This is a genomic window from Pseudoxanthomonas sp. CCNWLY206-1 (assembly GCF_039710385.1).
Taxonomy (GTDB): Bacteria; Pseudomonadota; Gammaproteobacteria; order Xanthomonadales; family Xanthomonadaceae; genus Pseudoxanthomonas_A.
The window spans coordinates 292,736-319,013 of the sequence record NZ_JBDKXI010000006.1 but is presented as its reverse complement, the minus strand read 5'-3'; the positions used below and the strand labels follow the sequence as shown (position 1 = coordinate 319,013).

Annotated in this window: 21 protein-coding genes; 7 read left to right on the top strand and 14 right to left on the bottom strand. The window is 61.7% G+C overall.

Translation table 11 applies throughout. From position 1 onward, the window contains the following. Window positions 1-62: 62 nt before the first annotated feature. Window positions 63-1,061 (bottom strand): LysR substrate-binding domain-containing protein, encoded by a 999-nt coding sequence (locus AADW18_RS15400; RefSeq protein ID WP_337344268.1) that lies wholly within the window; start codon window positions 1,059-1,061, stop codon window positions 63-65. Window positions 1,062-1,527: 466 nt separating this feature from the next. On the opposite strand from AADW18_RS15400, the gene AADW18_RS15395 reads away from it, so the two are divergent. Genes AADW18_RS15395 through AADW18_RS15375 form a run of 5 tightly spaced genes read left to right on the top strand, consistent with a single transcriptional unit; the run spans window position 1,528 to window position 5,609 of the window. After that, window positions 1,528-1,905, top strand: a complete 378-nt coding sequence (locus AADW18_RS15395; RefSeq protein ID WP_337344267.1) for an SDR family oxidoreductase — start codon at window positions 1,528-1,530, stop codon at window positions 1,903-1,905. A 21-nt stretch (window positions 1,906-1,926) separates the two neighbouring features. Then, the gene (locus AADW18_RS15390) at window positions 1,927-2,610 is read left to right on the top strand and encodes a 2-dehydro-3-deoxy-6-phosphogalactonate aldolase (RefSeq protein ID WP_337344266.1); all 684 of its coding nucleotides are present in this window, start codon (window positions 1,927-1,929) and stop codon (window positions 2,608-2,610) included. Then, window positions 2,607-3,755: a galactonate dehydratase gene (gene dgoD / locus AADW18_RS15385; RefSeq protein ID WP_337344265.1), complete on the top strand. Its 1,149-nt coding sequence runs from the start codon at window positions 2,607-2,609 to the stop codon at window positions 3,753-3,755. The genes AADW18_RS15390 and dgoD overlap by 4 nt, the downstream gene beginning before the upstream one ends. A gap of 37 nt (window positions 3,756-3,792) precedes the next feature. Further along, window positions 3,793-4,710: an SMP-30/gluconolactonase/LRE family protein gene (locus tag AADW18_RS15380; RefSeq protein WP_337344264.1), complete on the top strand. Its 918-nt coding sequence runs from the start codon at window positions 3,793-3,795 to the stop codon at window positions 4,708-4,710. Further along, window positions 4,707-5,609: a 2-dehydro-3-deoxygalactonokinase gene (locus AADW18_RS15375; RefSeq protein WP_337344263.1), complete on the top strand. Its 903-nt coding sequence runs from the start codon at window positions 4,707-4,709 to the stop codon at window positions 5,607-5,609. The genes AADW18_RS15380 and AADW18_RS15375 overlap by 4 nt, the downstream gene beginning before the upstream one ends. A gap of 630 nt (window positions 5,610-6,239) precedes the next feature. On the opposite strand, the gene AADW18_RS15370 is transcribed toward AADW18_RS15375, so the two are convergent. Continuing rightward, complete coding sequence (locus AADW18_RS15370; protein WP_337344262.1) at window positions 6,240-9,398, bottom strand: autotransporter domain-containing protein; 3,159 nt, start codon at window positions 9,396-9,398, stop codon at window positions 6,240-6,242. Between the two features lie 428 nt (window positions 9,399-9,826). On the opposite strand from AADW18_RS15370, the gene AADW18_RS15365 reads away from it, so the two are divergent. After that, complete coding sequence (locus tag AADW18_RS15365) at window positions 9,827-10,372, top strand: hypothetical protein (RefSeq protein WP_337344261.1); 546 nt, start codon at window positions 9,827-9,829, stop codon at window positions 10,370-10,372. 690 nt (window positions 10,373-11,062) lie between these two features. On the opposite strand, the gene AADW18_RS15360 is transcribed toward AADW18_RS15365, so the two are convergent. The 10 genes from AADW18_RS15360 to AADW18_RS15315 form a co-directional block, all read right to left on the bottom strand. After that, window positions 11,063-12,436, bottom strand: coding sequence for an ATP-binding protein (locus AADW18_RS15360; RefSeq protein WP_337344260.1), 1,374 nt, complete (start codon window positions 12,434-12,436; stop codon window positions 11,063-11,065). After that, the gene (locus tag AADW18_RS15355) at window positions 12,433-13,101 is read right to left on the bottom strand and encodes a response regulator transcription factor (RefSeq protein ID WP_337344259.1); all 669 of its coding nucleotides are present in this window, start codon (window positions 13,099-13,101) and stop codon (window positions 12,433-12,435) included. Before AADW18_RS15355 ends, AADW18_RS15360 begins: the two co-directional genes overlap by 4 nt. A gap of 242 nt (window positions 13,102-13,343) precedes the next feature. Beyond that, window positions 13,344-14,420 carry a polysaccharide biosynthesis/export family protein gene (locus AADW18_RS15350; RefSeq protein WP_337344258.1) on the bottom strand — a complete coding sequence of 359 codons (1,077 nt, stop codon included), beginning with the start codon at window positions 14,418-14,420 and terminating at the stop codon, window positions 13,344-13,346. 235 nt (window positions 14,421-14,655) lie between these two features. Beyond that, window positions 14,656-15,429: a YdcF family protein gene (locus AADW18_RS15345; protein WP_337344257.1), complete on the bottom strand. Its 774-nt coding sequence runs from the start codon at window positions 15,427-15,429 to the stop codon at window positions 14,656-14,658. 9 nt (window positions 15,430-15,438) lie between these two features. Beyond that, a complete protein-coding gene (locus AADW18_RS15340) occupies window positions 15,439-16,509 on the bottom strand; it encodes an EpsG family protein (RefSeq protein WP_337344256.1) in 1,071 nt (356 codons plus the stop codon). Next, complete coding sequence (locus tag AADW18_RS15335) at window positions 16,506-17,360, bottom strand: glycosyltransferase family 2 protein (protein WP_337344255.1); 855 nt, start codon at window positions 17,358-17,360, stop codon at window positions 16,506-16,508. Before AADW18_RS15335 ends, AADW18_RS15340 begins: the two co-directional genes overlap by 4 nt. Beyond that, window positions 17,357-18,511: a polysaccharide pyruvyl transferase family protein gene (locus AADW18_RS15330; RefSeq protein WP_337344254.1), complete on the bottom strand. Its 1,155-nt coding sequence runs from the start codon at window positions 18,509-18,511 to the stop codon at window positions 17,357-17,359. The genes AADW18_RS15335 and AADW18_RS15330 overlap by 4 nt, the downstream gene beginning before the upstream one ends. Beyond that, window positions 18,511-19,797: a polysaccharide biosynthesis C-terminal domain-containing protein gene (locus AADW18_RS15325; protein WP_337344253.1), complete on the bottom strand. Its 1,287-nt coding sequence runs from the start codon at window positions 19,795-19,797 to the stop codon at window positions 18,511-18,513. Before AADW18_RS15325 ends, AADW18_RS15330 begins: the two co-directional genes overlap by 1 nt. Then, window positions 19,794-20,966 carry a glycosyltransferase family 4 protein gene (locus AADW18_RS15320; protein WP_337344252.1) on the bottom strand — a complete coding sequence of 391 codons (1,173 nt, stop codon included), beginning with the start codon at window positions 20,964-20,966 and terminating at the stop codon, window positions 19,794-19,796. Before AADW18_RS15320 ends, AADW18_RS15325 begins: the two co-directional genes overlap by 4 nt. An 8-nt stretch (window positions 20,967-20,974) precedes the next feature. Continuing rightward, window positions 20,975-21,877 carry a hypothetical protein gene (locus AADW18_RS15315; RefSeq protein WP_337344251.1) on the bottom strand — a complete coding sequence of 301 codons (903 nt, stop codon included), beginning with the start codon at window positions 21,875-21,877 and terminating at the stop codon, window positions 20,975-20,977. Window positions 21,878-22,336: 459 nt separating this feature from the next. Between AADW18_RS15315 and AADW18_RS15310 the strand changes: the two genes are divergently transcribed. Next, entirely contained in the window at window positions 22,337-23,530 is a 1,194-nt protein-coding gene (locus tag AADW18_RS15310) for a right-handed parallel beta-helix repeat-containing protein (protein WP_337344250.1), read from the top strand. A gap of 188 nt (window positions 23,531-23,718) precedes the next feature. Here AADW18_RS15310 and AADW18_RS15305 read toward each other — a convergent pair whose 3' ends face one another. Further along, the gene (locus tag AADW18_RS15305; RefSeq protein ID WP_337344249.1) at window positions 23,719-24,852 is read right to left on the bottom strand and encodes a right-handed parallel beta-helix repeat-containing protein; all 1,134 of its coding nucleotides are present in this window, start codon (window positions 24,850-24,852) and stop codon (window positions 23,719-23,721) included. Beyond that, window positions 24,849-26,273: an asparagine synthase-related protein gene (locus tag AADW18_RS15300; RefSeq protein WP_337344248.1), complete on the bottom strand. Its 1,425-nt coding sequence runs from the start codon at window positions 26,271-26,273 to the stop codon at window positions 24,849-24,851. Before AADW18_RS15300 ends, AADW18_RS15305 begins: the two co-directional genes overlap by 4 nt. Between the last annotated feature and the right edge of the window lie 5 nt (window positions 26,274-26,278).

The window sequence follows — 26,278 nt, the reverse complement described above, 5'->3', positions numbered from 1 at the left end:
AAATATTGAGCGGTGGCTATGTCATTTCCGACATAGCACGCCCATCCCGAAGGTAATAACTGTTACTCGTTGCCGGCTTCGGGCAGTCGTGGCGAAGAAGCGGCAGGCGTCAGCGGTTCCGGATACAAACGGCGTGCCGTGCTTCGCAAGGCTTCCAGTACACGCTCGGCGCCCGGCGACAACAGTTGATCGCGACGGCGGATGATGCCGAAGAACTCCATGCGTACACCGAGTTGAATCGGCAGCACGGTGAGTTGATTGGATTGCAGATAAGGCGCCACTGATTCCACCGGCAACGCGGTCAACAGATCGCTGGTGCGCAGTAAGTTGGTGATGACCGGCAGCGACGAGGTTTCGATGATGTTGCGCGGCCGCTGTAGTCCGTGCTCCAGGAATACCGAATCCAACCGCGCGCGCAGCACGCTGGCAGCGGGCGGCAGAATCCAGCCGTATTCCACCAGGTCGGCATGTTCCAGCCGCGGGTATTGGGTGAGTGGATGGCCGGCACGGGCGATGACCGAGTGCGGTTCGTCCGCCAGTGGCTCGAACTGAAGTTCGCCCGCACCTTCAGGACCGATGATGCGGCCGATGACGATATCCAGGTGACCATCCAGCAGCTTGGCTACCAATGGACGGCTGTAGTCCATCTCCACCCGGATCAGTATGTCGGGATAGTCGCGCTTGACCATGGCGATGGCCTGCGGGACCAGATTGGTACCCGGATTTACCACGGTGCCGATGGACGCCTGACCCATCTGCCCACTGCGCATCGACGATATCTCGTCGTAGGCGCGGCCGATCTCCGACAGCGCCGACCGTGCGCGCCGGATCAGTATCTGGCCGTACCAGGTGGGCTCAACGCCGCGGGCGTGGCGTTCGAACAGCTTCACCCCCAGCATGTCTTCCATCTCGGCCAGCAGCTTGGACGCTGCAGGCTGGGTCATGCTGGCGGCCTCGGCTGCCTTCAGCACCGTGCGCTGCTCATATAGATGCAGCAATAGAAGTAAATGCCGTGTCTTCAGCCGCGACGCATTGAACCAGCTGGTGCTCGGTTGGACCATGCAGGCAACCCTCCCAGATCGCACGCTCTAGTATTCATCTACGGAATAGCATATGGCGAAAATTTCATTTGTCGAATATATATTTGCGGGCAGTCTATGTAATCGGTTCCCGGAGGAATGGCCGGCGCCGGACCGTAAGTCTTAAGCGGGTCGACTCACAAGCAGCACCCATGCGTGTTGTGTACGACCGTCCGACACAGGACGGCGGACATCGCTCGCATCATCGAACTGTCATGCCTGGAGGAGGGTCCATGGCGTATTCCAAACGCATCGGCTGCCTGGCCGCTGCCGCCTTGCCGATGACGTGCGCAAAACTTCGAACCTGTTCACGACCCGTCGTGAGCGAAGGCGGGCGGTTCGTGGCGGAGCGCAGCGTATGTGGAATACGTGAGCATTGCGGACACCGCACGCGGGCCGCCTGCCGAGCGCAGCAGGATCGCGAACGGGTTCGTTTGCGGATGTGGCCGTGAGCGGACGCCTACAAGGCAAGGTTGCACTGGTCACCGGCGCCGCCAGCGGCATTGGTGCGGCCACGGCTCGCTTGTTTGCCGACCAGGGCGCGCATGTTTTTGGACTGGACCGCAATCCAGCGACGCATGATGGGGTCAACCATGGTGACCGCATCACCCATCTCATCGCCGATATCACCGATCGGACTTCGGTGGAAGTCGCGGTGAGCCAGGCGCAAGAACGCGAACAAACCGAACTGCTGCCGTGCAAGCGCATTGGTCTGCCGGAAGAAGTGGCGTATACCGCCTTGTTCCTGGCCAGCGACGAAGCGCGCTATATCAATGCCACCGACATCCTGATCGATGGCGGCCGCTCACAGCTTTACCACGATTGATCCATCGCGACCGACACGAATATGAGTGCACACACCGACCCGCTGTATACATCGCCTTTTCGTCTGCCGCTGATCGCCATCCTGCGTGGCATCACACCGGGCGAAACGCTGGCGCATGTGCAGACGCTGTTGGACGAAGACTACGACGCCATCGAAATCCCGCTCAACTCGCCGGACTGGGCCGACAGCATCGGCGCGGCAGCCCGCAGCTTCGGCGACAAGGCCTGGATAGGTGGCGGCACCGTATTGCGCGAGCGCGACGTGGATGCGCTGGAAGCATTGGGCGCGCGCTTTATCGTCACCCCGAATACTCGCCCGGAACTGATCCGCTATGCCGTAAATCGCGGTTTGCGGGTGGTGGCCGGCTTTGCCACGGCATCCGAAGCCTTCGCCGCGATCGATGCTGGCGCGCAGATGCTGAAGCTGTTTCCGGCTTCGGTCTACGGCCCGGATCTGATACGCGCATTGCGTGCCGTGCTACCTCCTCTTCCTTTGTTCGTCGTCGGTGGCGTCAATCCCACCACGCTTCATGGCTATCTCTCCGCTGGAAGCACGGGCGCCGGCATCGGCGGCGAACTCTACAAACCGGGCCAACCGATCGAACGCACGCGCGACAGCGCACGTGCTTTCCGGCAAGCCTATCTCGAACATTCTTCTGCGAAGCCCGCTTCTGCGGATCACGCCTCCATGGACTCCGCCTCATGAAAATCGTGCGACTGAGCACTTATCACGCCGCGCCGCGGTGGCTGTTCCTCAAGATGGAAACCGATGAAGGTATCGTCGGCTGGGGCGAACCGGTCATCGAAGGCCGCTCGCGCACGGTGGAAGCGGCGGTGCACGAACTGTCCGATTATCTGATCGGCAAGGATCCCGCCCGCATCAATGATCTATGGCAGACCTTGTATCGCGGTGGCTTCTATCGCGGCGGTCCGATACTGATGAGCGCCATCGCCGGCATCGACCAGGCCTTGTGGGACATCAAAGGCAAGGCGCTGGGCGTGCCGGTCTACGAACTGCTGGGCGGCTGCGTCCGCGACCGCATGAAAACCTACCGCTGGGTTGGCGGCGATCGCCCCGCGGAAATCATCGCGCAGATCCGCGAACTGAAAGCGCTGGGTTTCGATACCTTCAAATTCAACGGCACTGAAGAACTGGCCTTGGTCGACAACGCCATCGCCGTCGATGCGGCGGTCGCCAAGGTCGCGGAAATCCGCGCCGCGTTCGGCAACACCATCAACTTCGGGGTCGATTTCCATGGTCGGGTGGGTGCGCCGATGGCGCGCGTACTGCTGCGCGAACTGGAGCCGTACCGTCCGTTGTTCGTCGAAGAACCGGTGCTGCCGGAACAATCCGAATACTACGGTCGCCTTGCGGATGCCACTTCCATCCCGCTGGCTGCCGGCGAGCGCATGTACTCGCGCTTCGAGTTCAAGCGCGTGCTCGCGGCGGGCGGACTGTCGATCATCCAGCCGGATCTCTCGCATGCCGGCGGCATCACCGAGTGCTTCAAGATCGCTGCGATGGCCGAGGCCTACGATGTGGCCCTGGCGCCACATTGCCCGCTGGGCCCGGTGGCGCTGGCCGCATGCCTGCAGCTGGATTTCGTTGCGCACAATGCGGTGTTGCAAGAACAAAGTATCGGTATCCATTACAACGAGCACGCCGACCTGCTGGACTACGTGCTGAACAAGGAAGACTTCAGCTGCGTCGATGGCAACATCGCCGCGCTGCCCAAACCGGGCCTGGGCGTGGAAATGGATGAAGAACGGCTGCTGCAAGCCAGCAAGAATCCGCCCGACTGGCGCAATCCCCTCTGGCGTCATGCCGATGGCAGTGTCGCGGAGTGGTGAGCCAGTGAATTTCCCAAACACCAGCGAGGAGATACCAATGACAGACGCAATGGCGGCCCTGGTTGTCGACAGCCGCTGTGCGTTGGGCGAAGGCATTCTCTGGTGCGATCAGCGTGCGGCCCTGTTCTGGACCGATATAGAAGGTTGCCGGTTGTGGATGCATACACCCGCTAGCGGCGCTACCCGCAATTGGCCGCTGCCGGACCGTCTCGGTTGCCTGGCATTGGGCCGAACGGGTCGCCTGCTATTGGGTTTGGCCAAGGGGCTGTATGCGGCGGATATTGATGCCGCTCTCGGCACCTCCTCCGACGCCGCGCTACCGTTGAAGCACGTAGCCGATGTGGAAGCGGACAATCATGAAACCCGCCTCAATGACGGCCGCGCCGATCGCCAGGGCAATTTCGTTTTCGGCACAAAGAGCGAACGCGCTGACGGCGCGCCGATCGGCAGCTTCTATCAATACTCGGTGAAACATGGACTGCGTCGCCTGGCGCTGCCCAACGCTGCCATTCCCAATTCGATTTGCTTCAGCCCCGATGGGGCGATCATGTACTACTGCGATTCGCCGCAGCGGCGCATTCTTTGCTGCGATTACAACGCGTCGACGGCGACCGTGTCCCATCAGCGGGTGTTCGCGGAATTGGACCATCCCACCGCCGAGCCGGACGGATCGATCATCGATGCCGAAGGCTGCCTATGGAACGCACAGTGGGGTGGCGGACAAGTGGTGCGCTACCGTCCGGATGGCAGCGTCGATCGCATTGTCGCGGTTCCCGCGAACCAGCCGTCCTGCTGCGCGATTGGCGGTGCGGCCTACGATCGCCTTTACATCACCACCGCGCGAACCGGACTGGATGACATCGCACTGGGCGCCGCTCCCGATTCTGGCGGGGTTTTCCAGTGGACACTGCCAGGCACATTGGGTTTGCCTGAAAGCCGGGTGGAAACACCATGATCGCGGTCGATTGGGGCACCAGCAGCTTGCGTGCGTACCGATTGGACGCGAAAGGCAAGGCGATCGAGCAACGCAGGGCCGATCTGGGCATTCTGGCTTGCGAAGGAAATTTCGCCGCCGCGCTCGCCACTCAGATCGATGGTTGGGACGACACCGACATCGTGCTCAGCGGCATGATCGGCAGCCGCAACGGCTGGCTGGAAATGCCTTACCTGGAATGCCCCGCCGGCATCCCCGAACTCGCCGCCGGCATGAAGCGCCTGGATGTGCCGGAGTTCGCTGGCCGGGCACTTTGGTTCGTTCCCGGCATGACGACCGGATCGGATCTGGAAGCACCGGATGTGATGCGTGGCGAGGAAACGCAGCTCTGCGGCTTGCTGGACACGATGAACCAGGGCACGCACATGATCTGCCTGCCCGGAACCCACAGCAAATGGGCGACGGTGCGGGAAGGACGCATCGCGTCTTTCGCTACCGCGATGACCGGCGAGGTCTACGCCCTCCTTCGCCAGCACAGCATCCTCGGCAAGCTGATGAACGCGGACGCGCCGCGCTTCGATGCCTACGCCTTCGACGCCGGCTTGCGGCGCAGTGCGCAATCAGGCGGTCTGCTGCACCACCTGTTCGGCGTGCGTACCGCCGGGTTGTTCCAGCGCTTCACCGAAGCCGCTCTACCCTCCTACCTGTCAGGTCTGCTGATCGGACATGAAGTGCACGCCTCCGAATTGCTCACGCGCGCGCCCCGCCCGGCACAGGTGCATCTGATAGGCAGCGACCGCTTGCTATCCGCCTACGCGCACGCCCTGCTAGCGCTGGGCATCGGCGTGCAACGCCATTCCGAGCAGCTCGCCGCATTGGGTATGTATCGGATAGCACGGACGCGTGGGTTGGTCGGCTGACCGGCTACAAGCCCAAAGCGAAACACCCACGCTTCTGTGGGAGCGCCGTCCTCGGCGCGAGCTCTTCGCTTTGTCGCGATCTGACGGGAGAGCTCGCGGCGGGACGCCGCTCCTACAAAAGCTAAGCACCCACGCTTCTGTGGAAGCGCCGTCCTCGGCGCGAGTTCTTCGCTTTGTCGTGATCTGACGGGAGAGCTCGCGGCGGGACGCCGCTCCTACAAAAGCGAAATACCCACGCTTCTGTGGAAGCGCCGTCCTCGGCGCGAGTTCTTCGCTTTGTCGTGATCTGACGGGAGAGCTCGCGGCGGGACGCCGCTCCTACAAAAGCGAAATACCCACGCTCCTGTGAGAGCGCCGTCCTCGGCGCGAGCTCTTCGCTTTGTCGTGATCTGACGGGAGAGCTCGCGGCGGGACGCCGCTCCTACAAAAGCGAAATACCCACGCTTCTGTGGAAGCGCCGTCCTCGGCGCGAGCTCTTCGCTTTGTCGCGGTCTGACGGGAGAGCTCGCGGCGGGACGCCGCTCCTACAAAAAGCGAAAAACCCATGCGCTGTTGGCGATAACAAATGGCAGCGGAGCAAGCTCCGCTCTACTTGGGGCGCTTCATGCGCAGCGTAGCGGTGTTGCTGGGCTACCAAGTGAACCGTACGCCCGCATTGCCTTCAAAGGACTTGCGCTCCTCGCCATCATCACCGCTGTCGATGGTGTAGTCGGCCACCGCGAACAGGCTGAAGCGGTCGTTGACGTTAAAGACCACGCCGCCACCGAATTCGATCGCGCTGAAACTCTGTTCCGTGACCACCAGGTCGCTGCCGAAACGGAGGCGATCTTCGCCGCCGAATCCGTGCCAGATGTTGAGCTTCAAGTATGGCTGCACCCATCCGTTCGAGGTGTCGTAGTTTCCAGCCAGGCGCAGGCCGAACCGGCCGATCACCGAGTTGTCGGAATCGAAAGCGATTTCTGAAAACGGATCCGTCTGGTTGTCGAAATCGATGCGTTGCCAGATCACTTGCAGCTGCGGCTCCAACGTCCAGCGGCCTTCATCCCTCAGTGCCCATGGAGAGCCGGCTTCGATCGATGCCATCAAGCCATCGCCTTCCAGGTCGATACCGATGCCGCGACTGGAATCTGCATTGCCGTCGTAGCGGCTGCCCATCAGCACGGCATCCAGATAGCCACCCTCCGCGCCGACGTGCGTCCAGTACAAACCGACATGCTTGTCGTCCAGCTCCAGAGTGCCGACGGCCAGATTGTTCCAGCCCAAGGCGAAACCTCTGACGTCGCCGTCGGTACGGGTACGCCCCACGAACAAGCCTACGTGGTCGCGCTGACCGTCGTCGGCTTCGCGTGCGAATACATCGACGCCGGCCTGCACGCCCCACAGCGAGCCGTCGAAAGTCGGGGCGACCGTGCCGTGCCAGCTCTGCTCGGTGTCCTGCCCCATCACTCTTCCCCAGGCGGAGCGCACAGCGCCTTCGCCGCGCAAAAGCCCTTGTTCGCCCTGGCGCTCATGGAAAGTGCCTAGTGAAACCAGCGCCAACTGATGCACTACCGGCGGTACCACGGCGTAAGCAGGCGTTTCGACGCGATAGAGCGGCACGATGGCAGCCGTCGATGCGGTCGCGCCGGGTGTCGGCGGCGCCGATTGTGTAGGCGTAGGTACCGGCGCCGGGTTGGTAGGCGTGGGCGGCACTGCCGGCGGCGGTGCTGGGGGCGTCGCCGCTGGAGGCGCCGGCGGCGGCGCCGGCGGAGGTGGTTCGGGCTGATCCGGCGGCGGCGGGGGTGCCGTTTCATCGGGCGGTGGTGGTGCGGGTGGCAAGGCCGGCGGCGGCGCGGCGGGTGGTTCTGGCGCCGTCGGTACCAAAGGCGGCGGCGGCTGCAATGGATCAGGCGCGGGAGCCGGCGCGGGAGCGGGTTGCTCAGGCGCGGGCGGATTTACCAAGGTCGACCGCAGATACCAGTTTTCCATTGTCCCTGCACTGACACCGCCCTTGAAGAGGAAATATTCGAAGGCGCCTGCTGCCACAGGCGCGGTCAACGCGAACGCACCGTCGGCCGTGCTGCCGCCATTGATGGCCTGCACCACCAGGATGCCGTCCAGCACCGTGGAGGCACCACCGCCGCCAAGATTCACGATGCCAAGTCCGGTGGTGCCGCTGGCGCTACCACCGGAGATCACCAACTTGTCCGACAGCGAGCTGTCGTCGCCAAGCACCGTCTGCAGGAACAATGCCGCGTTGTTGCCCACATAGTTGCCGGCGATCGTGAACGTATCGGTCGCGCCGCTGGCGCCCTGGGTCAGGTCGATCCGTCCAGAGTTGACCACGTTCACCAATTGTCCGGCGGAGAACGCCAGGACGGACGCGTTGGCGCCGTTGCCAGCGAACAACGTGCTGCTGGCATCCACGTTCAACGCGCCTGTGCCGCTTGCCGCATCGCCCAACGTCAGATTGCCGTCGAACGTCAGCTCGGTGTCGTCCGTCAGGTTGACGGTTTCCCAGTTCGCGAAGCGTGCGACGCCATGGGTGGATACGTTATCGAACGTCAGCGTATCCACGCCAACGCCGCCGCTGAGCAGCGGCATCGCACCCAGGTGCGAAGCGTTGAGATTGTGCAATATCGCCGAATCGGTATCCGCGCCCAAATCTATCGCGCCATAGATGATGCCGCCGCCATCCCACGTGAAAGCGTCGTCGCCGAAGCTGACCCGTACTTCACCGCGCACGACGCCGCCGGTGACGGTGACCACGTCATTGCCACCGCTGACACTGATGTTGCCGCCTATGTAGCCATCCTTGAGCAGAATGGTGTCGTGGCCGAAACCGGCGATCAGGTTGCCATCGATGGTGCCGCCGGACATATCGAAGAGGTTGTTGTCCAGCTTCATATCCACGCGACCGATCCGGCCACCGGTCATGGTGGCGGTGTCGCCATCTTCGAACACACCGACGATGCGACCGTTGTTCATGACAAACGTGTCGCGGCTATCGCCCTGCGACAGCGACCCGATCTGACCGGCGGTCATCAGGAAATCATCGACACCGTTGCCCTGCTGGACATTGCCGGTCACTCCTCCACCACTGACTTCGAACCGATCATCACCATCACCCTGGTTGACCGTATCCAGCTGGCCTCCGCTCAGGATCAAGGTGTCATTGCCCGCTCCCGACGTGACGGCGCCGGTGATCGAACCCGCCAGCATCTCCAGACGGTCATTGCCCGCACCGAAAGTCACTCCCGTCATGCCGGCAATGGTGCCGCGATTGGTCAACACGCCATTGGCCGTGCCGGAGAAAACAATGCCGGTGCCGGCCAGCGCTTGCACGTTGCCGTCGTTGATCACCGTGCCGCCGCCCTGCATGACGATGCCGGAACCGGATTGACTGGAAACCGTGCCGGTCGCCGCGTTCGTGATGGTATTGCCACTTCCCTCGGCCAGGATCGCGGCGGATGTATTGCCCGCTGTCAGCGCGATCGTCCCGCTATTGGTTACCTGGCTCTGGTCGCGCACGTGTACACCCGCACCGCTTCCGATGCTTAGGCCAGCTCCAGGCAATACGTTTACCGCCACGCCCGTGCTGCCCGCCACCGCTTGCACGCCTGTCGTATCGGGATTGGGAACGGCCGTATCGCAGGTGGCCGTCTGACCAGTGACGGGCGCGTGAAGATCGCACGTCGCTTGCGCCGCGAAGGGCAAGGTGAATACCAAACTGCCCAACAGACCGGCAGAGCCGTGCCGTAACCAGGCGGAAATGCAGACGGAAAGGCAACGGCGTTCGCTGACAGCCATGGGGGCGCTCCTGAAAACTGCGTTTCATGAAGCCCGCAAACATATGCGGGCGTGGAGTATTTCGCCTTGCATAGTCTGGCAACCGCCCGGCAAAAACTCGCCGAGTCCGTGGCTGCCTATGAGCCTTATAGACCTGTCAGCGAAAGCGTTCAAGCATTGTTCCTTTGTTTTTTTGATATTCGTGATCCTCATGCTTGATGCATGACCTTTGAGTGCGCTGCTGCTTGGCTGCTCGTCCTTTAAAAAGCCCTTAAAAACCGATCTGCAGACTGCATGCGATAAACCAATAATCCGGAGCCGCGCATGCTTACTCAGCTTCTACTTCCCATTCCTACGATGGCGGCCGAGGCTTACTTCACGCATTTACCTCGATGCACCGTGCCGTACTTCACGCATTTACTTCCACATTTTTCGACCGAGCTGCTGTCATGAATGCCGCCAGCCCAACCCTGCCACTGCGCACCGCCGCAAAATCGCCGGCGCTGACGGTGCGGAAGGCAACACCCTCTGATGGCGCCCTGCTGGGCGCGTTGTGCGAAGAACATGCGCAGCAGGTCGCGCATGAGCGCTGGCCATTCGGTCGTAACCGCGCCGATGCGTTGGAACTGATGGAAGCCTTGTTCGAAACGCCCACCCGCGCCTGGGCCTGGATCGCCTATGCCGATGGCCGACCGCATGGCTATGCCGGAGCCACTGCCGGTTGTTCACTGCTGGAGCGCGGCAACTATTTCCAGATCGAATCGCTCTACGTACGCGCCGGCGCGCAGGCACGGGAAGCCGAACGGCAGTTGTTCCTGCGCGTACTACGGATGGCACGCATGCTGGGCTGCCTCAACCTGCAATGGCGTTTGCCGGTGGATCAGGTTCAGCGCGTGCATGCCCAGTTGCCCGTGGGGTGTGTGCGCACGGCCTCGGTGCATTATGTGCTGCCGTTGGAAACGAATACTTATCTGCGGGAGCGGTCGCGTGTTTGAGCTATCGCTGTTTTCGGTTGTCGCACGCAGCCGCTTTGCCTAGTCACTCGTTCTTTTGGCCCCTCGGCTCTTGGCGCTGGCCGGGGTAGCTCATCGGGGTTGATGGTCTACGCGCTTGCCGCGGGCGCCACTTTGACCAGCCATTCGGGTACGTGTCGCCGGTGGTAATTTTTCGGCAGGCACTTGCTCGCTTTGCTCCCAAGATCGGGGCGCACGCCTCCGGCGCTTGCCCGTTCGCCGGGGCAAAGCAGTGCTTTGCCGCTAGAGCGCATCTGCTTTGTTGCCGCTACTGTGGCCTTAGTTTTGGCTATGGCCTTAGTTGTAGCTGTGGCTTTAGCTGTGCCTTTTGGCTTTGGCTTTGGCTTTGGATCTTCGGGGCCCCGTTTAGGCGCGGCAAGCGGGACGGGTAGAACCCCGCAGGGGCGGCGCACAGGATGTGCGTCGTTTTTGGCAGGCACATGGATGTGCCTTCCAAAAATCCCGGCCCGATTGCGGACCCGAAGGGCGCGCCGCCTGGGGCGTGTTTCTTTTGGTTACTTTTCTTTGCACGAGCAAAGAACAAGTGACGCCCGCGGCAGCGCGTAGATCACCCGTTCAAGTAGCCCATCCGCGCCAGAGCCAAGCTCGAGTGAGTTAGCTAGTTTTATCTACTTCAAAGTAGAACTGGTCACTAAGCGAACAGCCACAACGTCACACCCGACCACCACTCCCCAAAAACACCAACCTGACACCAAACCCGCGACCACCAATGCCATCACCCGTCGTCAGCATCGCCCCGTGCACACGCGCAATGCGCGCCACCAGCGACAAACCGATGCCGCTGCCTCGCTCGCCATTGCCATTGCTGCCGCGGAAGAACCGCTCGAAGATCCGCTCACGTTCTTCTTCCGCCACGCCAGGGCCATCATCACGCACTGTCAGCGCGACGTTGCCTGCGGCTGCATCGGCGCAGCAGGCGATCTCCACCCGCCCGCCTTCACGCCCATAACGCAGCGCGTTATCCAGCAGATTGCGGACCAGGATGCCCAGATCATCGAGGTTGCCTTCCACTTGGCAACTCTCGATCTCCAACACGATGGTCTGCCGCTTGCGGGAAGCGACCAGTTCGAACTCGCGCGCCACCATCGCCACCACCTCGGCCAGATCGACCGTACCGCGGTCGGTGCTGCCGCGTGCGCTGTCGACGCGCGCCGAATCCAGTAGCTGTTGCGCCAGGCGGGAGGTACGTTCTATGCCGCGCATCAGGCTATCCAATGCCTGCCGGGTTTCGTCCAGATCCGCCGCGTGCATGGCCACCTGCGCCTGTGTCAGCAAGGCAGCCAACGGCGTGCGCAGTTCGTGCGCTGCCTCGCTCAGGAACTGGCGCTCGCTTTGCAATGCGTGGTCCAACCGCGACAGCAATACATTGAACGAATCCACCAGCGGCCGCACTTCGTCCGGCAGGCCCGAACCCGGCAACGGCGTCAGATCCAGCGCCTGGCGCTCGCCCATGGCTTGTTGTACACGGACGACCGGCTTGAGCGATTTCCGCACCACCGCCCATGTCGCTACCGCCAAACCGGCCAACACCACCAGCGCCGTGAACAAACTCGCCGCCATCCAGCGCATCAGCTCAAATCGTTTCAACGACGCGGCATAACCCACTTGTACTTGCACGCGGCCGCTGGCGTCGGTGACCGCGAACACACGCCATGTCTCGCCGCCCAGCTGGGTATCCAGATAGCCATCGCGGAAGTCGCCACGCATCGGCGTCGAGGGCGCCTGGCGCGAGGCCACCACGCGTTCCCGCCCTTGAAGAATCCACACCTGGAAATGCAGATGGTCGAACTTGCCTTCCAGTGCCGTGGTGTTGGAAGGCAGCTGCAGATAGGATTGCGCGGCGGTTGCATCCAGGTCGTTGGGCAACGACAACAGTATCTGTTCACCGATGCTGCGCAGTGAGCGGTCCCAGTAGCCGCTTTGCTGCCGCGTCATCTGCATGCATTGGACAAAGAACCAGAGCGACCAGCCAATGAAGATGGTCAGGCTAAGCGTGACCAGCAGGCGAACGCGCAGTGAACTCATTCTCCCGCGTCTCCCAATCTATAGCCGTAGCCATGCACGGTGACGACCAGCTCTTCTCCCAGCTTGCGGCGTAACTGATGGATGTATACCGCGACGGTGTTGCTTTCGATGGTGCCGTTGCCGCCGTATAGACGATCCTCCAGGAAATCGCGGCTCACCACGCGTCCCTGGCTTTCCATCAAGGCCAGCAATGTGCGGTATTCATGCGCCCCCAGCGATACGCGTTCGCCAGCGCGAGTAACCGAACGCTCCGCCGGATTCAGCACCACATCGCGCCAACGCAATACCGGCGCGACCCGGCCCTGGCTGCGCCGCACGACCGCACGCAACCGGGCCAGCAGTTCGTCGCGCTGGAAAGGCTTGACGATGTAGTCGTCCGCGCCGCTGTCCAATCCGCGAATGCGGTCGCTGAGCTGGTCGCGGGCGGTGATGATCAGCACCGGCGTGGCATCGTAGCGGGCACGCATGGCCGCCAGTACATCCAGTCCGGAACCTTTCGGCAATCCGAGGTCCAGCAATACCGCCACATAGGCATGATCGATCAGGGCAACGCGGGCAGATGCCGCGTCCTCGCTGCGATCCGCGTGCCAACCGTCCTGCGCCAGCGCTGCCGTCAATGCATCGCCCAGCATGCGGTCGTCTTCGACCAGAAGAATGGAATCCATCAGGTTGATCTGTGCTCAAGCGCGGCCGGGAAGGATGGCCGAGCACAATTAAAACAGGTTTAAGAACCCATTCCGCCCCAGGAAAGCACGTTGTAGGAGCGGCGTCCCGCTGCGAGCTTTTCCGTCAGGTCGCGATAGAAGCGAAGAGCTCGCGGGGGGACGCCGCTCCTACAGAATTGATATTGGTCGCGCGGGTGCCGCCCCTAGCACCGGCCGCCGCGAAAGCGGCGGCCGGTGGGTGGTCAGTCACGACCACCAATGTTGTATTGCGCCGCTGCTGCATTGCTGATGATGCCGGAGAGCGGCAACAGCTGGGTCAGGAAGCGGTTCCAACGCGTGATGCCGGCCGGACCGACCCAGACCACATCGCCTGGGCGCAGCGAGAACTGATCGGCCAAAGCGAACGCGACTGGCGAGGTGGCGTCGAGGTGGTAAACCTTCGCCGGTGCGCTCTTCATATTTTCCACGCCGCGGATGACATACACCGCTCCGCCTTTGGACGTCACCGGATTCAAACCGCCGGTACGGCCCAGCGCCTGCGTCAACGTCATGTCGGTTGTCTTGAAGTTCAACGACTGCGGGCGCAGCACCTCACCCACCACATAGACTTCCTTGCGATCATTGAACGGCAGGAACAGGCGATCACCCGGCTTCAGGTAGATGTCCTGGGCAATGTTGCCGTTCCGATTCAACGCGTCCAGGTCGAGCGGATAGTTGCGTCCGTCGCGGGTAAGCACGAAGCCCGCGAGATCGGCCTGCTCCACATTGATGCGCCCCCGGCCGATCGCCTGGGCGAGCGTCACGGGCACCGTGGTGAATTCCTGTGGAGTCGTATCCTCAAAGGCACCTTGAAGTGCTACTCGGCTACCGAAGCCGACAACATTGACGTCCAGTTGCGGGTTGCGCAGGTAACGGCCAAGGCGTTCGGCCAAGGTGCTGCGTAGTTGCTCGATGGTCATGCCGGACACGTTGATCTTGCCGGCATAGGGATAGAAGAAGGTACCGTCCGGCTGCACCAGACGGCCGTTGGTGACGGCCTGTTGCTGGCTGCCGGCGGGCGTCGTCAACTCCGGATGATCCCAGACCGTCACCAGGATCGTGTCGCCGGGATGGATCTGGTATGAATCCGGCTTGTAGCTGGCCAGCTCAGGAGGAAGCTGCACAGCGCTAGTAGGTGCCGAGATCAGCTCTGGGGTGATGGGAATCATCTCAACGTCGCCGCCCTCCACCAGTGCGTGGTTCCCCGTCATCCGCTGACCTGGTCCTAGTGCGCATCCGGCAAGCATGGCGACCAATGCGGCCGCGCCAATACGAAGCATGATTTTCACCTTGATAGGCCCTCTTAAGCTCATGGCACCGGCATCTGGCGCTGAACGCCGTGCGCGGCTAATTGCGATGGGATATGCCGACTACCGATCGCTTGGTCCCGACAGCGCCAGCCAGAAAAAAGTGTGCTGCTGGTCGCGTTAGAAGCCTAAATTGGGGGTTGCGGTAAACGCGTGAAGGAACAAAGCCTGGTCTGCCGGCGTTCATAAAATCGTCTTCACGGACGCATCACATGACCACCTCTTCTCGATTTTGTAGATGCGCAACGGCCAACGCGGCGAATTCCTTCATCGCGCGGCCGCTGCGCCACAATGCGCTTGGCGACGGCAACCAGCTTCGGAGCCAGGTCATACGGCGTGCGCGCTCCGGTACGGGCACGGGCACCACGTGAAAACCGGCTTCGCGGAAAACCAGCACGGCACGCGGCATGTGCAAACCCGAAGTGACCAGCAGCACCGTGCGTACCCCACGCGGTTTGGCCAATGCCGCAGTGAACTGCGCGTTATCGCGAGTGCTGCGGCTGCGCTCCTCCAGGAGCAGCGCCGAATCCGGCACCCCAAGCCGATTGATGGCCTCCGCCATGCGCTGCGCCTCACTGATGCGCCCCGTCTTGCCGCCGGTCAGAATGATCACCGGTGCGCGTCCGGCCAGCCACGCGCGCGCGCCCGCCGCTACGCGACTGCTTTCCAAGTCGTCCAGCCGGATATTCTGCTTCTTGAGCCATCCGTAATATTGGCCACCACCCAGGATCACGATGGCGTCCGCTTTCGGCAGCGTTTCTTCATTCACTTTTGGATAGTGGAATTCGAGATGGCCGCGCAGCCAGTCCGAGGCCTGCGGGATGGACCAGGTCAGCGACCATGCCACCGCAAAGACAGCGAGTGCGATAGCCGCCTTGCGCCGACGCAACAATAGGCATGCCGCCCCGAATCCAAGCAACCACAGCGACAGTATCAGCGGGTAGGTCAGCGAGACGACGAAACTCTGTAACAATGACAGCATAGGCGCGCGTCAGATCACGATGGCACGCGTCACGAGCACGTAGAACACGGCGCATGAGGCGACAAGGCACATTCGTATTAGTAACGGATTGCGCAGGAATGCCACCCGGTTATGACAAAGCGCCGCCGCCAATATCAGCGATACGGCAAGCCAACCCGGCAACAGATAGCGATTGGAAAAAAAGCCCCAACCGACCGAGAAAAATGGCAACAGCAGGACCAGATAAACCGCGGTGCTGTCCTTGATTCTCTCCCGATAAGGGAACCGCACCATCGGTGCGAGCACGTGCGGCAACACGTACCAGAAGATCGAGAACACGGCGAAGTCTATTCGTACCCCCGATTCGAATCGGGTGGTGGCGGTGTACTCCATGACCAACTGATATACCGACGGCAAGGCAATGCGTACCGCCGCCATCGACAACCCGGACACATAGCAAAGAAAGGCCGCAGCGGCCAGATAGCGCTGGAAACTTGGCCGCAGTAGAAGCACCGGCGCAAATGCCAGATACAACAAAGAGGAGTAGTGAAAACTGGTCGCCAGCGCCCCCCACAGCGCAAACTTCCACCAATATCGCTGATGGAACGCCAGCAACGCGGCGAATATGAGCAGCGCCGCCAACCCCTGGCGAATGGCGTTGATCGACGCGTTGACAAACATCGGCGATATCAGCAGGAACATCACCGACGCGCTGAGAAGCGTAAAGAAGCCCGCGGTGGCACCGAGATAGTGGAAGTAACGACGGGTAGCGACGGCGGCGGTTCCCAGCAACAGCGCGAACAGCACCGTTTGATACCCGACCACACTCACGCCGATCTTCTGCAGCGCGTAGCTCAGATAGACGAACCCTGGTTCCAGCCGGGTTTCCACCAATCCGCCCCTCAGACGCTGATAGAACCCGGCATACGCATCCGTATCGGTACCCAGCTCAAGCGGCCGGGTACCGATCAGCCAGCAGGTAAAGACCGCGACCGCCAATAGCAGTATCAGGCTGAGCCCTGTTGCCGCCGCCGAGTGGGTGTTCTGCTGTGGCCGCAACGGCGAATCGCGGGCGGTCAAGATTGTCGTTGTCGTGGTCATGGGGAAGGATGACCTCCTGATTGGAAGCGGCGTAGCCATAGCACCAGATGGCGGCGTGCACGGCGGATCTTGCCAAGGCTGCGGGTGAACATGCGTTCACGCGCACTGACCAGGCCCATGCGCTGCAGTTCGTTGCCAACCTCCCGGCCAGCGCGGTGCATCGCGTCGAGGTCTCCACTAAGGCCACCCGCACCGAAGGCCGGCTTGTGCAGATAAGCCAGGACCTGGTTGACTTTGGCGCAGCGATAACCGGTATGTGCGATCTGCGCCCACAGCAGGTAATCCTCGACGTAGCGGAATTTCTCATTGAATCGAAATGGCAGGTCGCGCCGCAGTACAACCGAAGGAGTCGGAAACGGGTTGTTCAGCAGCAACCGGCGGCGGCTGACAATCCTCGTGCGTATCGGCTTGCGCAGCGGAAGCGATTCAAGACCACGTTCACGCACTTGCACTCGGTGCGAAATCAACGCGATCTCTGGATCGGCGGTAAGCGCCTGCATCTGCAACTCGAGTTTGCGCGGCGCCCAGGTATCGTCGGAATCCAGGAACGCGATGTATTCCTGGCCGGCCTGTTCCCAGCCCGCATTGCGCGCCCGCGACGGACCGCTGTTGACCGGCAGCGCAACAACCTTGATCCAGCCCGCAGGATACGCATCGGCGAGCGAACGCAGCATCTCCAGCGTGCCGTCTCCGCTGCAATCGTCAACCAGAAGGATCTCCGCGGGCGGCAACGTCTGCGCAGCAATCGACGCCACGGCGTCCCCCACAGTGTCGGTGCAGCGGTAGCAAGGGACCACCGCGCTAACAGGCGCGAACACCCGGGCCTGCAGGAATGGCGCGGAAACGTTCATGCCGCGACGGCCCTTCCCCACGGCGCGCGCAGGAAGATCTCCTGCGCCTGTTGCGTGTAGTCCTCGTGCGCAAGCGTCGGGATATCATGCTCCCCTAGCATCGCCTCGAATCCCTGTGCGAAGTCGGCGACGCCGTGATGTTGCGCGGTGATCCGCCGCGACCAGGGCAACCCGACGTCGTCGGCGAAGTCGACGCACTTCGGATGGTAGTCGACGATCATGAAAGGCACGCCCAGCATGTAAGCGACGATTGCGCCGTGCAGGCGCGTGCTGACGAACGCATCGCACTTGCCGATCGCTCGTGCGGTGGCGATCGGGTCGCCGCGATAGCGCACCAACTTCGCCGAAATCCCATGCGCGGACAAGCCCTGCTGCAACGCCTCGGACAGCGTCAGGTCGCCGTGCTCGGGATGATCATTGAGGCTGAAGATTTCCGGCTGCACACGATATCGGGTGTTCAGCTGCACCAGCGACTCGATCAACGACGCCTGAAGCGCAGAGGGTTCAGGCGTTGGATAGTTCGCACGGACGCTATAGCGGCACGGCGCGATGCCGATGCGCAGCGGTTCTCCGGGCGTCGGCAACTGCGGTCGTTGTGAACTTGGCAGCAACAACGGCAGTAGACCCGCAAGGTCGCGGCCATGATGGACACGGTCCGCCACTCCCATCGTGGCGGCGAGTTCGTAGGAACGGCGGTCGCGTACGGAGATATAGGAGAAATGACGCATGAAGGCAGCTGCCGAGTCCTGCGCCGCCTTGTCGCCAAACGGGCCGACAGAAACCCCTACCGCCGCCAGTTGCAGGCGACCGCGGCGCTGGGCGGACAACATGAGTGGGCGGCGAAACGAGCCATGGCCGTTAATCACCGAACCGCCGCCCATGACCAGCACATCGGTGTCGCGCACTGCACGAAGAAAACTGTAGAGCCGACTGGCTTGGCCGATCACATTCGTCGCGCCATAGGTACCCGGCGGATACCAGGCCGGCATGGTGTAGCGGGAACTGACGCCATCGATTGCCGGGCCGACCAGGCGCGGCCTGGCGTCCCAGAAATGTGGCGCGGCCGCGGTGCAAATCGCGCCGAACAGATCGTCGCCGAAGTTGCGCATGCCGTAGTAACCGGTAAAGCTGACGCGCAGGTTGCGCTCCATCATTCCTCCACGAATGTCTTGATGCGGCGTACGCCGAGATACATGGACAGCAGCAGCAAAATCTCCGCGACGACGGTAGCGGCGGCGGCGCCGAACTCATTGAACTCGGGGATAAGCAACACGTTCAGTACGACCGCCGCGACCGTCGCCCATGCCATGGCGCGGACTCGATAGCGCATGTGTCCGCCTGTGAGCAGCGCCGAACCCACCGACGTGGACAGAAAGCGGATGGGGACGCATAGCGCCAGCACCATCAGAATGCTGGCGACCAGGCGATATTCTTCGCCGAATATCCAAGGCACCAACCACGGCGCCGTGATGGCCAGTCCCACGCCAGTTACCAGTCCCAGCAGCAGCATGCCGAGGTTGCCTTGGCGGTAGACGCGCCAGAACTTGGGCTGATCGTGCACCGCCCAGCGATGCAGCTTTGAAAGCAGGAATTTCTGGTAAATGGTGGCCGGCAGCAGATAAATCGCGGTCATCACCGCCATTGCAATGCCGTAACGTCCCGCCTGCGTGTCGCCATTGATGTATTTCACCAGCACCGTACTTACCTGGAAAAACACCGGATAAAGTATAGCGGCCACTCCGTAAGGCCAGGCTTCACGCCATAGTTCGGCCATTCCCGGATCTGCCGATGGCGCAACGTCAGTACGCGGGCCATGTCCCTGCAGCTGCATCTGGCCGCTAAGCATGGCGCGCATCGGCGGATAGGTGATCGCGGCGACCAGCAGCCCCACCACGCCATATCCGACCGCGGCGGAGTAAGCGCTCATAGGCACGAGTAACGCCAGCAATGCGACCAACAGACGCCCAGCCGGCATCATCAGGTGCAGGCTGGCCAATGCGCCATAGCGGTCTTCCAGGCGCCATTTGCTGCCCACCAGATTGATCGCCAGCAAGCCCAGAATCACTGGCAAAAGCAGCAGCAGCGTGTCTCGCGTTCCCGCATCCACCGGCTTTCCAAGCAACGCCCATCCCACGATCAGCCCAATTGCCAGCAAGGTCGTCAGCGACGTAAACCGGAAGGACGAGGAAAGCCAGCGATCGGCCTGCCAGCCTTCCGCCCCGTATACCCGCAAGCGAAACTGCGAAAGGCCGAAGCCCGCCAGCGGCGCGACCATGGATACCGTGGCCAGCGATGAGGCGAACAGACCGTATTCGTTGGGACCCAGGCGCCGCGCAAGGATGGCTTGGGCCAGGAACACGAAGAACGCTCCCGCCATCGTGGCCAGCCACAGCATGGAAACCGCAGCGAATGCCGAACGCCATGCGCGCGGAATCATGAGACAACGTACTGCGGTGCCTCGTCCGTCAATGGCGTTCCCAGCAGTTCGCCATAAACGTCGATGGTTCTTTGAATGACAAGGCGTTCGTCAAAATGCCGCAGCGCTTGCTCGCGCGCCCGCTCGCCCAGTCTGCGAAGCAACGCACGATCATCATCCAGTTGCGCCAGCGCATCGGCCAACGAGCGGGCGCTACGCGGCTCGACCCGCAGGCCATCGACGCCGTGCTCGGTAACGACTTCCCGGCAGCCGGGCAAGCCCGTGGTGACCAGCGCCAATCCGCAAGCGGCGCCTTCAATCAAACTCTTGGGTACGCCCTCTCGGTAGTAGCTGGGAAGCGCCATCACGTCGACTTCGTTCAACAGGGCTGCCATGTCGTCGACATGGCCCAGCCACCGCAGTACGCCTTCCTGATGCCAGCGCTCCACTTCCTCGCGCCGTACCGATCCTGGATTTCCAGAATCCGGTGTACCCGCCAACAGGAGTTCGATATTCCGTCCTTGTTGACGCAGCAGCGTTGCCGCGTCCACATATTCGCGGATGCCCTTCTCCCAGAGCAGGCGCGCGGCCAGTATTACCCGTAATGGGCGTCCAGCCATGGTGTCGCGATCTACCGGACGGAAGCGTTGCGTGTCGACGCCGGAACTGCGAATCAGCCGGACCTTCTCCGCGGAAGCCAACCGGAGCGAGGTGAATGCCTCGGCGTCGTCCGGATTCTGCAGAATGATGCGGGAGTTCCCGCCGCCCAACGTGCGCCGCATCAGCTCACTGACGACAGGCCTCAGCACGCGCGCTTTTGGGTGATCGCTGGTGAACACATAGCCCATGCCGGCAACGGCATTGACCACCGCCGGAACCGTGGCGGCACGCGCTGCCAATGCGCCGTATACCGCGCACTTCACCGTGAAGTTATGCAGCAGATCGGGGCGCTCGTCTTTCAGCAGCTGTACCAATCTCCGCAGGACCACGGCTTCACGCAGGGGATTGAGGCTGGCGCGATTCATGGGCAACGTCAGCCAGCGAATGCCGTGCTCGGCGAACCGTCCGCCGAAGTCGCCCGGCGGCGAAATCATGACGGTATCGACACCCAACGACCTCAGCCGCAAAGCCGTGGTCAGTCTGAAGTTGTAGAGATACCAGTCCGTATTAGCGAAGAAGGCGAATTTCATCGTGCTTTTCACGTACCGCCTTTGTTCGCCAGGGAGTTGCCAGGAGTGTTCTCCTTCCGCAAACCCAAGTGACGCATTGCCATTTTTGCCGGCGCTTTCACCGGTCGGACAAATGCCCGGTAGAAGGCCCCCTTGATGCGATTCCCGCGTGGAATGCGCCAGCCGAAACCTTCGTCGACCGCATATAGGCAAGGATTGCAATACCCGCAAGGTTCCGTGCCGTGAGGCTTGTGGCAGAACCACGTCATGCTCAGTATGTCGAGCCAGCCGCGCTCACGGGCAATGTCTGCCGTTTCGCGCTTTCCGAGTTCGAACAACGGAAACGAGAATCCACCGAAGATCAAGAATTCCTTGGTCTCGCGATATTCGGGGTTGAGTCGATAGGTGCGATAGCCGCCGCCATCGGCCTGCATCACGAACGGCCCGATGATGCCCTGGATCCTCCCGCCCCGATGGCCCGCGGCGAGTTCGAGTTGCGCGATGTCCCGTTGCTGGCGGAACCGGGCCAGCCATTCGTACTGACTGCCGATGAATCTCTCCGCCACGATGCTGCGGAACGCACCGGTGATGCGGGCATCGGGCGCCAGGTCGGCCACGTCGAACTGCTGAAGCGGCGCCAACAGCTGTCGCGTGTATGGATATCTATCGAACAAAGCAGCGCGGATATGTTCCATTGCCGCGAGCTCGGTGCGGGTGGATGGCCGCGTGGGATCCAGCAGGTAGTGAGGTACGACCTCCCGGCGATGGAGCAGCAGCAGCTGCAATAGCTGAAAGGTCGAATCCCAGCCACCCGTCCAAAGCAGGTCCACGGGTGGGCGGACGGCCTGGCTTGTCGGTATGGTTTCGCTCGCAACGCTACTGGCGGATGCGCCCATGTCGTGGACCTGGCGTAGTTGAAAGTGGGGTATCACGCGGCATTCGGCAAGAGTTTCTATCTATCTGTCCCGATTTATGAACTGGGAAGATTTTGCACGGGCGCCGTGAAGAGCCAATGAGCGCGATAGGCTGCGTTTCTCAAGATAGTGGCGCGGCGTTAGTCAAGCATCTGCGACGGAAACTATCGTAGTGTTGCCGCTCATTCATTACCGTTTGGTAACGAAATTTTTGCAGGTATTTTCAGCGGACGTGGCCCGTATTCATGTAGTGAACATGCGCATTCATAAATCTAAATACGTGATTCACTAAGGTAAATAACCCTGCGCATGAACCCTTAATAGAAGTAAATACAAAATCCCATCACAAAAACGCAAATCCAGTGAAGCGAGAGTGAAGAACTGCGATAGATTAAAAAAATGGTCGCCAAGGTGGTTATCGGCAGGACGCGATAGACGCGATCTAACAAAGCACTCCAAACTGGGAAAACCTACTCCATGAGCAATAATGAACTCGCACGCGCTTCGTGCGAGCCAGGGATGGCGCGGCGCAAATTTTTGCGCAATTCGGCTTTACTCGCGTTGCCCGTCTCGCTTTCGGGCCTGGCCGGGCCCGTCATGGCCGCGGTCGCTTCCGCGAACTATTCACTGCCGTCCCTGCAGCGTGGCAGCACGGTCGTCAGCGTGCGCAGCTATGGCGCGCTGGGCAACGGCTCAAACGACGATACGGACGCCTTCCAGCGAGCTATCAACGCGCTGCCCTCCTCCGGCGGCACGGTCGATGTGCCGGCGGGTACCTATGTGCTCGACCCCACGGTTTCCGTCCGCCTGCGCAGCAACATGCATCTCAGGCTTGCTGATGGCGCCCAGCTGGCAGCCAAGCGAAACAGCAAGGACCGCGCCTATGTGCTGATGCTCTTCAAGGTGAGCAATGTCGAGATTTCCGGCGGACAAATCGTGGGTGACCGCGACAACCACTTGGGAACCACGGGCGAATGGGGTCACGCGATTCAGGTGCTGGGCTCCACCAGCGTCGTCATCCGCGATATCCACATTTCCAAGTGCTGGGGCGATGGCGTTTGTGTCGGCGGCGCGATGGTGGCCGATTCCGCTCCCATCCCTTCGCGCAGCGTCACCATTGCGAACATCGTCTCTACTGGCAATCGGCGCCATGGCCTGACCATTGCCAACGCACACGGCGTCAGGGTCTATGACAGCGAGTTCAGCAACTGCCACGGCCTGTCGTTTGGTTGCGGCATCGATATCGAGCCGAGCAACAGCAACACCGCATCGGATATCCGCATCGAGAACTGCCTGCTGGACAACAATCAGGCCAACGGCATCATGGTCTACAAGCGGGTCAGTACCGTCACCATCAGGCGCTGCACCATCACCAGCAATGCTGGTTACGGCATCCTGACCATTGCACCGCTGACCGGGTATATCTCGCAGAACCGGATCCGCCACAACTACCTCCAGGGGTTGATGTTGCGTGCCGGAACCTACAATTATAAGGTCGCCGGAAATTACTTCCGCAACAACAATACCAACCTCCACGGCGTCAGGACGACGGCAGGCGAGTACGTGACGATCTCCGGCTTGGTGGCTGGGAACAACGGCAACGGTGCTCATATCCAGAAAACGGACGATTGCCGCAGCATCAGTGTTACCACCAACTACTACGCGAAGTAGAGGTAGCGGTTCGTTTCACCCGAAGGATGCCGGCGCATAGCCGGCATCCTTTTTTGTGCGGCTATCACGCACCTGGGTAGGAGCGGCGTCCCGCCGCGAGCTCTTTCCCTCAGGTCACGATGAAAGCGAAGGGCTCACGGCGGGACGCCACTCCTACACGTTTTTGTTATTGGCCGCAGACCTCGACGTCACTCGACAAGGTTATCCGGGTCCATGCGGACCGCGATGCTGTCTTCCGCGATCCTTACCTGCTGCTTGCCACCGCGGCCGCGGTCATTGCCCTTCAGTCGGTTTCCGGCAACACGCACGTTGCGCGAGCCGGTGCGCAGGTTTATGCCGCGCAGCGTATTCTCGCGAATGATGTTGCCGATGAAGACGCAGTCGATGGCCGTCACCGCCAGAATGCCGTCACCTCGATTGCGCTCGATGGTGCAATTTCTTATCGTCACGTCGGCGGCACGCTTGAACAACGAGATTCCGGGTCCGCGGTTGCCGCGCACCAAACAGTTTTCGATCACAATGTCGCTCGCCACATCGGTATCGGGCTCGATATCGATGCCTGCACCTGGCGGTATGCCGCCGGTGCCGCTGAATTCGCAGTTGCGGACGCGGACGCGTCGCGAACTTCCGATGGTAAGGCCCTGGCGGCGGTTTTCGCTGCAGACCACTTTCTCGAACACGTAGTCGCGACCAGGGCGACTGGGCTCACCGGGATGCTTGATTCCACCCGCGGAAATACCGTCGCCCCAGCAGCGTGAAATATGGATGTTGCGAATGGTGACGCCGGAGCAACCACGGATTCGAATACCGTGCCCCCATTCGCCGGTCGTTCCCAGGTGCGAGTCGCGATCGCCAATGATGCGTCCACCGGAAATTTCCACATCTTCCAGCTCCTCTGCCAGCAGCACGTAGGCGCGGGGAGCGGCATTGGCCTTGGCCAAGAGCCTGGCGCCGGTGGCCATGGACAGATGCATCCGGCTACGCAGCTTTACGTTGCGCGTCGGGTCGATGATATAGGCGCCGGCTGGCACGTATACCGTGCCGCCGTCCTTCGGCAATGCGTCGATCGCCTCCTGGAAGGAAGACGTGTCGTCGGCGATGCCATCCCCCTTGGCGCCATGGTCGCGCACATTGAGCCTGGCGCTTCCACGTGCCCTGGACGTGGCCACGGGCGCAGCGAACGCGACGCCCATGCCACAGAAGACCAAGCCCGAAGCGGTCAGCGTGAGCAAGCCGCCCAGGAAGTCTCTCCGCGCGGAAGATCCAGAACTTTCTTCCGGATCGGGACTCTCCGGATCGGAATACCTGGAGGCAGGACTCATGCAGCAACCGTCTGCGCCGCAAGCTCACGCTGCGAAGCGATCTCGCGACGGTGCTGGACCAACCAAGGCAAGACGATGGCCAGCAGATAGAACTTGGAGGCGTGATATTTGTTGTCCAGCCGCCGGCGATTCCTGTCCAGCCAGGGTACGGCGCCCGGCAGCAGATCGCTGGTTTGTTCCGCATAACTGCGCACGTGATCGAAGCGCTGCGCGGCCAGGCCGCACAGGTCGAACCGGAAGCTGCCCTTCTTGCGTACGTAAGGCAGGTCCTCGCCGAAGCGGGTTGCGATGTGCTTGCGTATGAGCATCTTGTTGACGTGGGTGACCGGGTCCACCTTCTGGTCTCGCGGCACCTCGCGATGAATCCACTCGCGCAGCGTGTGATCGCAGAACGGATACGCCGCGTGCAGCGACAAGGCGCTGGCGGTGTACAACCCCTTGGCGAATGCGCCCGCCGAGCCGGCGATGGACATCGACATGTCGCGCCACTCCCACAGACTGGTCGCCGATGCGATCTCATCGTTGAACAGCGCCAGGCGGGCGCGCGACTCGCGCGAGATGGGGCGGCCGAACAAGCCATCGACTTCGGCATCGCTGAAGCGCGAGCCGGGAAAGACTCGTTCGATGGCATTCATCTGCAGCGTTCCCAGCATGAAGCAGAGCTGGAAGCTGCGGTCTACCAATGGCAGCTCGGCCACATTGCTCGGCAGGCGGATGTTGCGCGCCAGCCGCGCGAGCAGCCGTTGTTGCCGGTCCACGGGCGTGCCGAAGTAACTATCCGCGCCCAATCCATCGATGACGCCATCGCCACCCCGCGCTGCGACCTCGGTGGCAAGGTCCACATAGGAAAGCAATGCAAAGTCGGCCGTCAGCAACGGCATGCGATCAGCCACGCTGACGTAGCGATCGAACGCTCTGCCGGGATCGCATACCAGCGCCTCATGGCGCAGGCCAAGCGTCTTGGCGACATGGCTTGCCGATTCCAGCTCGTTCTCCTCGCTGCCACCCAGATAGGTGAAGCAGGTGGTGTCGGGCCTGGCGTCAGCGATGGCGATCGCCAGCGTGGTGGAATCCTTGCCGCCGCTTTGCAGCAGCCACGGCGCCTTCATTTCGGAACACGAGTCGGTGACGGCCTGGCAGAGCAAACGGTGGTAGACCCCCACCCAGTCCTGGTCCTGCGTGGCGACTTCAGGCACCTCGCCTGCATTGCGGAACTTGAAATGGAACACTGGCGCCACGTGCATGTCCTGGTTGGGACTGAAGCCGAAGGTCACCAGTTTCACGTCCTCGAAGATCGAATGCGGCGGAAACACGAACGCGTTGCGCAATATGTCGGCCACGGATATGAGATCGATCCGTTCGCGCGCGGTACTTCCCTTCGTCAAAGCCGAGAAGTCCGGCTTGCCGTAGTAGGGGGACATGGTTA

Excerpts from the sequence above, each read along its gene's own strand:
- AADW18_RS15400 (WP_337344268.1), bottom strand. The coding sequence starts at position 1,061 with ATGGTCCAACCGAGCACCAGCTGGTTCAATGCGTCGCGGCTGAAGACA.
- AADW18_RS15390 (WP_337344266.1), top strand. The coding sequence starts at position 1,927 with ATGAGTGCACACACCGACCCGCTGTATACATCGCCTTTTCGTCTGCCG.
- dgoD (WP_337344265.1), top strand. The coding sequence starts at position 2,607 with ATGAAAATCGTGCGACTGAGCACTTATCACGCCGCGCCGCGGTGGCTG.
- AADW18_RS15380 (WP_337344264.1), top strand. The coding sequence starts at position 3,793 with ATGACAGACGCAATGGCGGCCCTGGTTGTCGACAGCCGCTGTGCGTTG.
- AADW18_RS15375 (WP_337344263.1), top strand. The coding sequence starts at position 4,707 with ATGATCGCGGTCGATTGGGGCACCAGCAGCTTGCGTGCGTACCGATTG.
- AADW18_RS15370 (WP_337344262.1), bottom strand. The coding sequence starts at position 9,398 with ATGGCTGTCAGCGAACGCCGTTGCCTTTCCGTCTGCATTTCCGCCTGG.
- AADW18_RS15365 (WP_337344261.1), top strand. The coding sequence starts at position 9,827 with ATGAATGCCGCCAGCCCAACCCTGCCACTGCGCACCGCCGCAAAATCG.
- AADW18_RS15360 (WP_337344260.1), bottom strand. The coding sequence starts at position 12,436 with ATGAGTTCACTGCGCGTTCGCCTGCTGGTCACGCTTAGCCTGACCATC.
- AADW18_RS15355 (WP_337344259.1), bottom strand. The coding sequence starts at position 13,101 with ATGGATTCCATTCTTCTGGTCGAAGACGACCGCATGCTGGGCGATGCA.
- AADW18_RS15350 (WP_337344258.1), bottom strand. The coding sequence starts at position 14,420 with ATGCTTCGTATTGGCGCGGCCGCATTGGTCGCCATGCTTGCCGGATGC.
- AADW18_RS15345 (WP_337344257.1), bottom strand. The coding sequence starts at position 15,429 with ATGCTGTCATTGTTACAGAGTTTCGTCGTCTCGCTGACCTACCCGCTG.
- AADW18_RS15340 (WP_337344256.1), bottom strand. The coding sequence starts at position 16,509 with ATGACCACGACAACGACAATCTTGACCGCCCGCGATTCGCCGTTGCGG.
- AADW18_RS15335 (WP_337344255.1), bottom strand. The coding sequence starts at position 17,360 with ATGAACGTTTCCGCGCCATTCCTGCAGGCCCGGGTGTTCGCGCCTGTT.
- AADW18_RS15330 (WP_337344254.1), bottom strand. The coding sequence starts at position 18,511 with ATGGAGCGCAACCTGCGCGTCAGCTTTACCGGTTACTACGGCATGCGC.
- AADW18_RS15325 (WP_337344253.1), bottom strand. The coding sequence starts at position 19,797 with ATGATTCCGCGCGCATGGCGTTCGGCATTCGCTGCGGTTTCCATGCTG.
- AADW18_RS15320 (WP_337344252.1), bottom strand. The coding sequence starts at position 20,966 with ATGAAATTCGCCTTCTTCGCTAATACGGACTGGTATCTCTACAACTTC.
- AADW18_RS15310 (WP_337344250.1), top strand. The coding sequence starts at position 22,337 with ATGAGCAATAATGAACTCGCACGCGCTTCGTGCGAGCCAGGGATGGCG.
- AADW18_RS15305 (WP_337344249.1), bottom strand. The coding sequence starts at position 24,852 with ATGAGTCCTGCCTCCAGGTATTCCGATCCGGAGAGTCCCGATCCGGAA.
- AADW18_RS15300 (WP_337344248.1), bottom strand. The coding sequence starts at position 26,273 with ATGTCCCCCTACTACGGCAAGCCGGACTTCTCGGCTTTGACGAAGGGA.